Annotated in this window: 19 protein-coding genes; 1 reads left to right on the plus strand and 18 read right to left on the minus strand. The window is 65.5% G+C overall.

All coding sequences use genetic code 11. The annotated features are described in order from the left end of the window. The 8 genes from AAF184_22480 to AAF184_22515 all read right to left on the minus strand — a co-directional run. Window positions 1–197: hypothetical protein (locus tag AAF184_22480; protein MEO0425119.1), on the minus strand; the 197-nt coding region annotated here is incomplete at its 3' end. A gap of 123 nt (window positions 198–320) precedes the next feature. Continuing rightward, window positions 321–785, minus strand: a complete 465-nt coding sequence (locus AAF184_22485; GenBank protein MEO0425120.1) for a DUF4304 domain-containing protein — start codon at window positions 783–785, stop codon at window positions 321–323. Window positions 786–876: 91 nt separating this feature from the next. Beyond that, the gene (locus AAF184_22490; protein MEO0425121.1) at window positions 877–1281 is read right to left on the minus strand and encodes a nuclear transport factor 2 family protein; all 405 of its coding nucleotides are present in this window, start codon (window positions 1279–1281) and stop codon (window positions 877–879) included. A 108-nt stretch (window positions 1282–1389) separates the two neighbouring features. Further along, a complete protein-coding gene (locus AAF184_22495; GenBank protein ID MEO0425122.1) occupies window positions 1390–1887 on the minus strand; it encodes an O-acetyl-ADP-ribose deacetylase in 498 nt (165 codons plus the stop codon). A gap of 9 nt (window positions 1888–1896) precedes the next feature. Further along, window positions 1897–2460 carry a DUF1697 domain-containing protein gene (locus tag AAF184_22500; protein ID MEO0425123.1) on the minus strand — a complete coding sequence of 188 codons (564 nt, stop codon included), beginning with the start codon at window positions 2458–2460 and terminating at the stop codon, window positions 1897–1899. A gap of 47 nt (window positions 2461–2507) precedes the next feature. Further along, on the minus strand, window positions 2508–2816 hold the full coding sequence (locus tag AAF184_22505) for an antibiotic biosynthesis monooxygenase (protein MEO0425124.1): 309 nt from the start codon (window positions 2814–2816) through the stop codon (window positions 2508–2510). Between the two features lie 45 nt (window positions 2817–2861). Next, window positions 2862–3647, minus strand: a complete 786-nt coding sequence (locus tag AAF184_22510) for a VOC family protein (GenBank protein MEO0425125.1) — start codon at window positions 3645–3647, stop codon at window positions 2862–2864. A 61-nt stretch (window positions 3648–3708) separates the two neighbouring features. Beyond that, entirely contained in the window at window positions 3709–4053 is a 345-nt protein-coding gene (locus AAF184_22515; protein ID MEO0425126.1) for a hydroxylase, read from the minus strand. 123 nt (window positions 4054–4176) lie between these two features. On the opposite strand from AAF184_22515, the gene AAF184_22520 reads away from it, so the two are divergent. Then, window positions 4177–4548 (plus strand): DUF6713 family protein, encoded by a 372-nt coding sequence (locus tag AAF184_22520; protein ID MEO0425127.1) that lies wholly within the window; start codon window positions 4177–4179, stop codon window positions 4546–4548. A 26-nt stretch (window positions 4549–4574) separates the two neighbouring features. Here the strand turns inward: AAF184_22520 and AAF184_22525 are convergent, their stop codons facing one another. The 10 genes from AAF184_22525 to AAF184_22570 form a co-directional block, all read right to left on the minus strand. After that, window positions 4575–5078: a shikimate kinase gene (locus AAF184_22525; GenBank protein MEO0425128.1), complete on the minus strand. Its 504-nt coding sequence runs from the start codon at window positions 5076–5078 to the stop codon at window positions 4575–4577. A gap of 74 nt (window positions 5079–5152) precedes the next feature. Beyond that, on the minus strand, window positions 5153–5509 hold the full coding sequence (locus AAF184_22530) for a VOC family protein (GenBank protein ID MEO0425129.1): 357 nt from the start codon (window positions 5507–5509) through the stop codon (window positions 5153–5155). Between the two features lie 15 nt (window positions 5510–5524). After that, on the minus strand, window positions 5525–5986 hold the full coding sequence (locus tag AAF184_22535) for an N-acetyltransferase (protein ID MEO0425130.1): 462 nt from the start codon (window positions 5984–5986) through the stop codon (window positions 5525–5527). Further along, window positions 5983–6501: a class IV adenylate cyclase gene (locus AAF184_22540; protein ID MEO0425131.1), complete on the minus strand. Its 519-nt coding sequence runs from the start codon at window positions 6499–6501 to the stop codon at window positions 5983–5985. Before AAF184_22540 ends, AAF184_22535 begins: the two co-directional genes overlap by 4 nt. A 48-nt stretch (window positions 6502–6549) precedes the next feature. Then, window positions 6550–7080 carry an N-acetyltransferase gene (locus AAF184_22545; protein MEO0425132.1) on the minus strand — a complete coding sequence of 177 codons (531 nt, stop codon included), beginning with the start codon at window positions 7078–7080 and terminating at the stop codon, window positions 6550–6552. 57 nt (window positions 7081–7137) lie between these two features. Continuing rightward, the gene (locus AAF184_22550) at window positions 7138–7626 is read right to left on the minus strand and encodes a hypothetical protein (protein ID MEO0425133.1); all 489 of its coding nucleotides are present in this window, start codon (window positions 7624–7626) and stop codon (window positions 7138–7140) included. A gap of 230 nt (window positions 7627–7856) precedes the next feature. Further along, window positions 7857–8828, minus strand: a complete 972-nt coding sequence (locus tag AAF184_22555; GenBank protein MEO0425134.1) for a hypothetical protein — start codon at window positions 8826–8828, stop codon at window positions 7857–7859. A 49-nt stretch (window positions 8829–8877) separates the two neighbouring features. Further along, complete coding sequence (locus AAF184_22560) at window positions 8878–9297, minus strand: VOC family protein (GenBank protein MEO0425135.1); 420 nt, start codon at window positions 9295–9297, stop codon at window positions 8878–8880. Window positions 9298–9370: 73 nt separating this feature from the next. Next, window positions 9371–9685 (minus strand): NIPSNAP family protein, encoded by a 315-nt coding sequence (locus tag AAF184_22565; protein MEO0425136.1) that lies wholly within the window; start codon window positions 9683–9685, stop codon window positions 9371–9373. Window positions 9686–9763: 78 nt separating this feature from the next. Then, window positions 9764–10031 (minus strand): VOC family protein (locus AAF184_22570; GenBank protein ID MEO0425137.1); only part of this gene is annotated, 268 nt, incomplete at its 5' end.

Consider the following 10031-nt stretch of genomic DNA (forward strand, 5'->3'; position numbering starts at 1 on the left):
CCATTGACGACCATCGCCTGGCCGGGCTCACCGGGTGCGGTGATGGACGCCTTGGAGGACAAGGCCTCGGGCTTCGCATCCCAAGCCAACTCGAAGCTGCGCAGCCAGGCGGGGTCCACCCGCGTGGCTTGCGCCCAAGCGAGGGCGGATACGCTGAGGAGACAAGTACCGATGAAGAGCGATCTGACCGTGGACATGGACATAGACGACCGTAGGACTCGGCAAGCCAAGGGTCCGAGCAGCGTAGCAGGCGCGTCGTCGCCCCGTGCAACCGCTGGCGCCGCTCACGGGCACCTGTCAAGCGTGTTGATCGCAGCGCGCTAGGAGGTTGCGCTGCTCGGCGAATACGGGGCGATGTGAGGCCCGCAGCCCCCCGTGCGCAGCCACTCGTTGACCTGGGGAAAGCGCTGCACCACCTCGCTCACCAGCGCTTCACACGCGGCGCGGTCCTCACGGATGTGCTCGTAGCGGTAGAAGTCCTCCGCCATGCCGCGTGCAGACTCGGTGCTGACCAAGCGTGCCCGCTGATCGGAGCTTGCGTACGCCACGTCGAGATCCGCCTCCTCCACCACCGCACCCCAGGGCGTCGTCAGCGGCCCCGGGGCATGATCGGCGAACTCGAGGACAAAGCCCCCGCCCCACTTGTCGTGCACCACGGACAGCAGATGCAAGCGCTCTCCCTCCCGTCGGCGGAAGTGAGGATAGCGCCCGGAAAAGCCTTCGGCCTCGAGGTGAGGCTCCAGGAGCTTCTTCAGAGCAGCTCGTACCTTTCGGGAAGAAGCCATAGTAGGCACCGTACCACGCGGCGCTAGTTGCTCGGTCGTGCCCATCGGGGCTCCACGTCGACGCACCCGCTGCGCGCCCGCATATCCGGTTCTACGCGCTGAGGCGCGCGACCAGCGCCGTGTCCACGAACTGCTCGAACGTGGTGGCTTTGCCATCGCCGTCGAAGGTGACGTGATCCATCATCTCAGTGTCGATCTCCTCACCGCTCGGCAGATGCACCAACCGCAAGCGGTAGAGCGCGCAGGCACGATCGCCCTCCACCACCAGCGACAGCTCCTCGCGGTCGACCCAGCGCCAGGTCTCGACCAGCGACGTCAGGGCCGCGCGTAGCGCCTCGTGCCCCTCAGCCTGGAGCGGCTCACCGCCCGCGTCATAGACGTTTGCCATGCGATAGATACCGGTCTCGGCGAAAAGCGCCACGCAGGCTTCTACGTCTGCGTCCAAGCGCGCCTGGTACATGTGATGTAGCGCGCGCGCTATCGGGGAGGTCTCCATTGTGCTCACCTTGTGGATCAATGAAAGGGTTAAGCATCGACTCTAGCGGGTGGGTGCACTGAAGGCACCTCGCCCGGACGCTCCGCCACTGGCAGAGCCCAAGGGCCACTATGGCAGCAAGCCCTCGTAGAGCGTGAGATCGTCCGCGGAGAAGCAGCAGAAGATGACCTCGCGCACACTGATCGTCGGCTGCGCCAGGGTGGCACGAACCGTCTCGATGGCCACGTTGGCCGCAGGCACCGACGGGTAGCCATACGCGCCCGTGCTGATGCACGGGAAGGCGATGCTGACGCAGCCCTGCTCGGATGCCACCTGCAGTGATCGGCGATAACACGCGGCGAGCAACGCCGGTTCTCCGCGGTCACCGCCGTGCCAGATCGGGCCCACGGTGTGAATGACAAACCGCGCCGCCAGGCGGTAGGCCGGGGTGAGCTTGGCATCACCCGTCTCGCAGCCACCCAGCAGCCGGCACGCCTCGAGCAACGCCGGCCCGGCGGCCGCATGGATGGCGCCGTCCACGCCGCCACCGCCGAGCAGAGTGCTGTTAGCCGCGTTGACGATCGCGTCCACATCCAGGGTGGTGATGTCGTCGTGAATCGCCCGCATGTCCTTCTCCTAGGGGGCCGACAGGCCGTGGAGGATTTCCTGCAGCTTCAGGGCGGTGCGCCAGTTGCGCGTGGTCACCGGCGAGCCCGCACACCGATCCAGTCTTGCAGGCGTGAGCTTGGTATCGGCGATCCCTGCCGGGTAGTGCATCCACAGCGCTTCACCAGCGGCCACCACCTCCTCCCCTCGTGTCGCCATGGCCTGCAGCGCCTCGGCCGCATCCGCCGCCAGCGGCGCCTTGGCGATACCCACCTGCACGCGGTTGGGGGCGGCCTGCGCCTGCTCGGCGAAAGGATTCGCCCCGAGCAGCGTGCGCCATTGGTCGGCGTCGCGCACGAGGACAGGCACTTTGAAGGAGAAGCTCTCCTCCAGGGTCTTGGCCAGTTGGCGCTCCACGCCGCTCGCCGTTAGGGACGACAGGCACAGGACGTTGCCGCTTTGGATGTACGTCTTGACCTCGCCGAGCGGCGATTCGCTGAGGGCGGCGCGCAGCTCGGCCATAGGCAGCTTGTGGTGACCGCCGACGTTAACACCGCGCAAGAGCGCAAGGTAAGGGCGTTTCTTCTTTGCCATCGAAACCTGTTGTTGCGCTCGCTGCTGTTGGCGAACCAGCCCTATTCTTACATCGACGGCGACCGCGTGTGGTCCTCGATCTCCTCGAACACCTCGACGGATACGCGGTGCGCGAGCGCGCCCATGCGCTGCATCTGCGGCGGACGCTCATCGCCCCAGAAGCGCTCCCAGGCCTCGCGCGACGTCCACCGCGCGATGGTCAGCACGTCGCACCCATCCGCTGAGGACCTCATCATGAAGCTGCCAAGGGCGCCCGGCACCGTGTCGTGAATACGATTCGTGGTGGCACGCCAGGTGGCTAAGAAGGCGTCGTAGTGCTCTGGGGCGACCCGCCACCGATACACCACCCTCACCATTGCGCTGACGATGCCTCGGTTGCCACTGAGCCCTCCTCCCGCCGCCTAGCCCGGCACCAGCGCAAAGCACGCGCCCACGGGATCACGCACCACCGCGTGCGCCTGGGAGCCCGCGGTATGCGCCGTGACCTGGAGGACCTCACCGCCCTCTGCCCGCACGCGGCGGATGCTCTCGGCGAGATCGCCTACGGGCAAGTAGATCATCCACACGGGCGGTAGCGTCGCGTTCGCCCCGCGCGCGTGGCAGATACCCGCGGCAGGCGTCTCATTCTCCAACCGCATGTTGTAGTCGGTGTAGCGCTCACCTGCAGCTTCCTTCTCGACGGCCTGGGGCGACCACCCCACCACCTCGCGGTAGAAATCGCGTGTCGCCACCGCATCCGGCACGGTCAGATCGAGCCAGACGATCCGGCCCATCTCGGGCGATGCGTGATCGGCGCTCGACGGCAAGGCGTCCGGCGGGATGGCCGGTATGACGCCGAAGGCGGCTCCATTGGGATCCTCCAGCACTGCCCACTGACGCTTGCCGTCATCGTCCTTGCCGTGCATCAGCTCACGGCCCCCGCGCTCGACCGCGGCGACCGCACTGGCGGCGACGTCGGCGACCTGCAGATGGGGCATCCACTGCAGGGGAAGCTGCGCGTAGTCGGGGCTGCGCGCGCCCAGACCAATGATGGGCGTGCCGTGGTTGTTCATCAGGTCATCGCGCCAGAGGGGCGCTTCGCCGGTGCCTAACACGGACGCGTAGAAGCGCAATTCGCGCGCGTGCTCGGGCACCGCGATATCCGCGCTGACGACACCGCCGACGCACGCTGCAAAGGGACCACTCATACGATCTCTCCCAGGCAAGCGATCGCGAACGCGCCGCTATCGCGCTGACACCGCCACACAGTTAACGCTGCCAGAAACCAGACTCAATACCGCCTTGAATGACGATCGCACAGGTGCCGTGGCCGGGAAGCTCCATGGGGGGCAGGGCCACCTGGGCGCCGGCCTTGGCGGCCGCGTCGACGGCGGCTTGGATGTCTTCGACCAGCACGTAGTTGCGCACCACCGGGTTCTCAGCATCGTGCATGGGCGCGCGCACGCCGAGCATGCTCCCGTCCGGGAGGGGGGCCGTTCGGGCGCCGCCCAAGCTCGGGTCGGCATCACCGAACTCGACGCCTTCCAGCAGAGCGTACGTGCCGCATACCGCATCCGCGTCCGGCGTGACGATCTCGATGTAATGAATCTTCATGGAGCTTCCTTTCTGTCGCGCTCGGATACTGGCCTAAGGAGTCAGCATGGTAACGCGTCCACGCCCTGGTGAGAGGAGGTGTTACCCTCTGGGCGGGGTGAGGCAGACGGTTGGAACAGCCCGATGAAGGATACTATCTTCTACCTAGGCCTCGGCCTGCTATGCACGCACGAACTCGATGCGATGCCAAACCACGAGTGGCGCGTCCTGCCCCTGCTGCGAGCCCTTGATGACTCCCTTGGCGAGATCGTCTTCATCGTAGCGCACGTGCCACTGTTCGCGATGCTCATCGCGCTGATCGCGAGCATGAACCCCGCTCGCCGGCGCTTGGCCCGCACGTCCCTATGCGGCTTCCTGGTCGTGCACGCGGGGTTGCACGCCGCGTTCTCCGCACACGCCCACTACGAGTTCCATTCGATACTCTCCGCCTCGCTCATCTACGGGGCCGGCGTATGTGGCGCCGCCTACCTCGTGGCCGAGCGCCTTCGGGCGTAAGGGGCTAGCACCAAGCCCGCCCATCGTCATCCTTCGATGAGCGCTTCGATCTCATCCACCGACAGATCCGCGCGACGAAGGTGATGCTTAGGCCCGTCGTAGCCCGCGTACAGGTGCGAATGTGCCTCGTAGGACATTTCGCCCGACCGCGTGTAGTGATCGCTCACCCATTCGAGCAGCATCGCGAGATTCTCATCCTGCGCTTGCTTGCTTGGATACTTGTGGGGCTCCCAGGGCCGAGCACGGCAATGGGACAGGCACGCCGCTTCGCCTGGGTCCAACCAGATCAGCAGAGGCGTGCGCGGGAGCAGGTGGGCGGCGAGCACTTCGTAGCACCCCTCCACGATCCACGCAGCCTGGCCGGCGAGGCGCTGATCCAGCGCCTGGGCCGCCACCGCTGGCGCTCGGGCTACGCCGGGTTGATCCGGCTCCCAGTACACTTCATCCAGGTCGACACGGATGGTGCCCGCACGGTCGGAGAGCTTGCGCGCCAGCGTGCTCTTGCCCGAGCCTGAGTTTCCGAAGATCACTATCATTTCTTGGTGTCTATTCAGATGGATCGGCGCGAGGCGCGACCTTGTCGCGCAGACCACGCGCATCGAAGCTATCCGTTCGGCTGCAGCAGGTCCCACAGATTACCGTACAGGTCCTCGAACACCGCCACCGTGCCGTAGGGCTCTCGACGAGGCGACCGTACGAAGTTGACGCCACGAGCCGTCATCTTGGCGTAGTCGCGATCGAAATCATCCGTGCCGAGGAAAAAGGCCACCCGGCCGCCGCTTTGGTCGCCGATACGCGCCGCTTGCGCCGACGTGGAGGCGCGCGCCAGCACCAAGCCCGCTCCACTGGCGCCAGGCAGATCGACCACCACCCAACGCTTGTCTTGCACAGGGATGTAAGTGTCTTCACGCACAGTGAAGTCCTTGGCAAAGGTCTTGCCAATACCTGGAATCTCGTTCAGGGCCGTCGCCACAACCTAAAGCACCCACTCCATGTACATCGCGTCGACCTCCTCAGCCCCCAGGCGCTCGTAGAAGGTACGCGCGCCGGTATTGCTGCGCGCCACGATCCAGCGCGCACGCGCCGCCCCGAGTACCTTCGCGGATTCACCCGCCGCCCGCATCAGCTGCGCCCCGATCCCCTGCTGGCGGCAGTGATCGGCCACGTAGAGGTCCACCACGTGCAGGATCCGCTGCGCGTGCTCGGCGTCGTAGCCGAGCGTGAAGATAAGGTACCCCACCAGCGGCGACGACGGCGCCTCGGCCACCAGCGTGGAGAAGGCAGCGTTCGGGCCGAATCCGTCGCGCACGAAGACGGCCGCCGTCAGGCGCTCCTGTACGTCTTCGCCCAGGCCGCGAAGGTAGCGCGTGAACTCGCCGTAGAGGTCAGCGATCTCGGCGGCATCGCTCTCGAGCGCCGGCCTGATGCGAACGTTCACGATCCACCTCGCGCGAGCAGGTCGACGTAGGCCCCTTGCACCAGACAGTGCTGACCCACGCCCAAGCGCTCCAACAAGGCCTGCGCCTCGGCGATCCCCACCTCCACCGCTTCGCCCTCCTCCATCACCACCTCCAGTTCCAGGTACTCGCCCAGATCGGTCACGCGGTCCAGATGAACGCGGGTGCGGCCGACGAGATAGAGCACCCGGTGCTTTTCGACGCGGCCCGACACGCCATAGGCCAGCGCCAGGGACTCGGCGAGCACATCGGGCATAGTGGTTTCCGACCGCAGGTAGAACGACTCCTTCGGCCCTTCCGTGTCGCCTCGGCGGTAGAAGATGAGCTCACCGCGACCGTCCGAGAACTTGCGCAGCTTGAGCCGCCCCGTCTCGCAATGGAAGAACGTGTCGTCCTGGTAGATCGCCGTGGGGTCGTGGTCGGCGATGGACTGAACGCGCGCTTCCAACGGCGCGAGATCATCGATGCGCGCCTTGACTTCGACGTTGCGGGACATTGCGCGTGAGCCTCTAGGGTGCCGCTGCCGCTCGCAGCGGGCCCTACCCTACCAGAGGGTCGGGTCGCTCAGGGGACGGACGCAGGTGATCTCGCTGGCCTGCGCTGGCGCTCCGCGACTATCCAGGATCAGGGCCTGCCAACCCTTAGGTTGGGACAGGGGATAGGGCGGCACGAACGCCTGAGCAGCGAGGGCCTCGAAGCCGAAGCGGCCGTAGTAGGCGGGGTCACCGTAGACGAGCACGGCGCCCACACCTTGTTCGCGAAGATGCGCGAGCCCGAACTCCACCAATGCGGTGCCCACGCGCGATCCCTGATGGTCCGGCATCACGCCGAGCGGTGCCAGGATGTACCCAAGGGCAGGGTCGCCGGCCTCGGCGAACACGGGGCTGAACGCGATGTGGCCGAGCAGTTCTTCGCCCGCGTGCGAGACGAGCGAGAGCGTTGGCGGATCGGTGGCGTCGGTCAGAAGATCGACCGCGAGGGATGCGACGAGCTCGTTCTCGCCCTCGGAGAAAGCGGACACGTAGAGAGCCCGAATCGCGTCTGCCTCGCCGCTGTCAGCCCTGCGTACGCGCATCGTCGTCCACCGCTTCAGGGCATCGGTGCCAGGGAGCTGGGAGAAGCCGACACCCGATCAGTCATGCTCGAGGATATCCAGGACCCCAAACTCCTGCGCCACGTTGAGCATGCACGGCTCGGCCCGTTCGCTCGCGCGGAAGATGTCACCCTCCTCGAGCACGTGGAGCGTCTCAGACGCGGGCGCGTCGGACTCGTAGGACTGCCATAGGAGCGTCAGCAGGGCGCCAGGCGGCGCTCCGTTTTCTACGTCCCGCGCGATGGCGGCGTTCAAGAAACAGACATACAACCGCGTGACCGCTTGGGTCGCGGTGGCCTGCGCGTCGGACTCGCCAAGGCCACGGGCTTCCAGTCCCATCCGCAGCCGCGCGATTTCATCCCCGGTCACCTCTGTGGCCAGCGCCGACGCAAGCTCGCCGACCGTGCGCGTCGTCGGCTCCTCCGCCGCGAGAGATGCCGGCGCGTGGAGCACACCGAGGCCGAGGATCACTGCGATCGCCAAGGTCTTGATCATGATGTCACCCTTAGTGCCAGGGGCATGTCTCATCCCGCTCCTTAGCTCGAGATGTGCCCAAGTAAGATCCCGCTGCCCTGCGCCTGTGTCATTCCAGGTTCCCGTGGGGGGGGCTAGGCCGATACTCACTTGCAGCCCTACTGAGTCTATCTGGGGTCGTACCGAGTGATTCACAATAGCGACCTACACGCTACAGAAGGCCGTGACCAGACCGACGCGCCGGCGTGATCGAATCGCCCCACCATGCGAGCACGCTGGGACGCTTAGCGTTCTCTCAGGTCGCGCAGTCGCGCGCTGCACCAAACGCCGTCCTTCACCACGTTCAACGAGTCGCCTCTACCGATCCACCCGATCTCGGCACTGCGATCCCCGTCCGGCAACCTCAGGACGCCCTTGCGGGCCCGTGGGGCCGCGCCGGTAGCGAGCGTGAGGGAGTAGATCGTGTTCGGCGGGTCGTCGTACTGGCCATTGAACATGGCCCAGTCGTTCAGCACGGCCAGTTCCGAGCAACCGCTGAGCCCCGTCTGCCAGTACTGCAGCGTGTGGTCCGAGGCGGCGTGGCAGAGGGAGAAGTCGCTGTAGAAATAGAAGTACGCTGAATCTCCAAACACGTTCATCGCGTAGCAGTCGTCGATAACCTCGGGTTCGCTGGCGAACGGGAATTCCCACAGCCTGCTCCCGTCCGGCGCGAAACACACCAGACCGCTCGCACCAACGGGGTCCGGTCCTGGACCTCCCCATCCGAAGTTGCCGCAGATCCCCTCATCGAAGTAGCCCACCCAGATCCGTCCGAGGCGGTCGACGGCGAGATGCTGGATACCGTCGCCGAGCAGGATGCGCCGGACGAGCTCGCCGGAAGGGCTCACGATGGCACCGTTCAGATCGACGTCGTCCGGAGCACGCCAACTGCTTCGTGCCCCTGCGAGAATGATGTGACCGTCCGGAAACACATCGACCATCGGGAACGTGATGTCGAGTGCCGGGAGGTCTGTGCAGGTGCAGGATTCGGCGTCGATGCGGTAGAGCTTATAGGCGTGGGCCTCTTGCGTGCGGGTCTGCGGGAATATCCCGATGCTCGAAGCGACCGTCTCGGTCACCGCCTCGACGCCCGGATCACGGACGAACAGCGCTAGCAGCACGCCGTCGTACCGTATCTGGATGGAGACCAGGCTGAAGCCTTCGGGCGATGGGAGGCGAGCGATCTCCTCGAGGTCGATGACAAACTCGGTCGTCACGTGCTTACGTCATCGCTAGGGAGGTACATGGTCACCGACTGGCTGCCCACTACTGGGCACAGCCGGCTTCGGAGGCGTTTGACCGGGGGCGCCCATGCATTGCTTCGAGCCGGGACGCCAAGGTGCCCACGTGCACCTCGAGCTTGTGGCCGTCCGGGTCGAGGAAATACACGGAGCGTCCTTCGCTGCGGTTCTCTTTCCAAAGCCGTACCCGGCAAGCCAGGAGCTTTGCTTCGAAGGCCGAGAAGTCGTCTTCACTGACGTCGAAGGCGATGTGCGAGTAGTCCGAGCGCTGCTGGGCAGATGCGGCGGCATCCAACGACAGGCACAACCATGTGTCGCCGGCTTCGAAGTAGGCGCCGCCGGGGTGGCGGGAGGCCAAGCGGAAGCCTAGGACTTCTTCGTAGAAGTGAACGGAGGACTCTAGGTCAGATACCGCCAGGGTGATGTGGTTGATGCCTTTGATCATCGCCTTGCCTGTTGTGGGGGCGGGTGTCGTGGTCCTCTCCGGAGCCCCTGCTCCGGATCAGCGGTCCAATCCACTAAGCATCGCGACCGAAGATGGGACGGAGGAACTGGCGTTCGTAGCGAAGGATACACCGCGTCTCCTCGGCGTACCTAAAGGCAGCCTGGCAGTCAGCATCGGATTCGGATTTCGTTCGGTAGGCTTCGTAGTCGGCCAGGGACGGGAAGGTGAACATCGCCACGGCGAGATCGTTGGCGCTCTCCTTGGGGAGGAAGTAGCCGTGGTGGGTGCCGCCTAACCGCTCGACGAGGGGGATCCATAGGCGGGCGTAGTGTTCGAACTCGTCCAGCTTGGCTGGATCGATCGTGTAGCGGAGGTAGCAGGTGATCATCGTTCTTAGCTCACCTGTACCGCGCCGCCGGGGATCGCAGCCGCGACGACCGCGCACTGCCCTGCCAATACCACGGGCCTAGGCTTCATGACACACCACTTCGACGTTGTGACCATCCGGTGCGATAACGAATGCGGCGTAATACGTCCCACTATACTGCGGGCGTATCCCAGGTGCGCCATTGTCGGTTGCCCCAGCGTCGAGAGACGCGCGGTAGAACTCATCGACCTGCGCGCGGTTCTGCGCCACGAACGCCAAGTGGAGCCGCGTGGGCGTTTCCTCGACGCGACGGATGCACAGCGACGACTTGCCATCAGCGCTGAGTTCAATCCCGAGCGCCCCCTCC

The sequence above is a fragment of the Pseudomonadota bacterium genome (assembly GCA_039815145.1).
Taxonomy (GTDB): Bacteria; Pseudomonadota; Gammaproteobacteria; order Steroidobacterales; family JBCBZW01; genus JBCBZW01.

Bases quoted from the DNA above. Each gene is read 5' to 3' on its own strand.
- AAF184_22485 (MEO0425120.1), bottom strand. From the start codon at position 785: ATGGCTTCTTCCCGAAAGGTACGAGCTGCTCTGAAGAAGCTCCTGGAG.
- AAF184_22490 (MEO0425121.1), bottom strand. From the start codon at position 1,281: ATGGAGACCTCCCCGATAGCGCGCGCGCTACATCACATGTACCAGGCG.
- AAF184_22495 (MEO0425122.1), bottom strand. From the start codon at position 1,887: ATGCGGGCGATTCACGACGACATCACCACCCTGGATGTGGACGCGATC.
- AAF184_22500 (MEO0425123.1), bottom strand. From the start codon at position 2,460: ATGGCAAAGAAGAAACGCCCTTACCTTGCGCTCTTGCGCGGTGTTAAC.
- AAF184_22505 (MEO0425124.1), bottom strand. From the start codon at position 2,816: ATGGTGAGGGTGGTGTATCGGTGGCGGGTCGCCCCAGAGCACTACGAC.
- AAF184_22510 (MEO0425125.1), bottom strand. From the start codon at position 3,647: ATGAGTGGTCCCTTTGCAGCGTGCGTCGGCGGTGTCGTCAGCGCGGAT.
- AAF184_22515 (MEO0425126.1), bottom strand. From the start codon at position 4,053: ATGAAGATTCATTACATCGAGATCGTCACGCCGGACGCGGATGCGGTA.
- AAF184_22520 (MEO0425127.1), top strand. From the start codon at position 4,177: ATGAAGGATACTATCTTCTACCTAGGCCTCGGCCTGCTATGCACGCAC.
- AAF184_22540 (MEO0425131.1), bottom strand. From the start codon at position 6,501: ATGTCCCGCAACGTCGAAGTCAAGGCGCGCATCGATGATCTCGCGCCG.
- AAF184_22545 (MEO0425132.1), bottom strand. From the start codon at position 7,080: ATGCGCGTACGCAGGGCTGACAGCGGCGAGGCAGACGCGATTCGGGCT.
- AAF184_22550 (MEO0425133.1), bottom strand. From the start codon at position 7,626: ATGAGACATGCCCCTGGCACTAAGGGTGACATCATGATCAAGACCTTG.
- AAF184_22560 (MEO0425135.1), bottom strand. From the start codon at position 9,297: ATGATCAAAGGCATCAACCACATCACCCTGGCGGTATCTGACCTAGAG.
- AAF184_22565 (MEO0425136.1), bottom strand. From the start codon at position 9,685: ATGATCACCTGCTACCTCCGCTACACGATCGATCCAGCCAAGCTGGAC.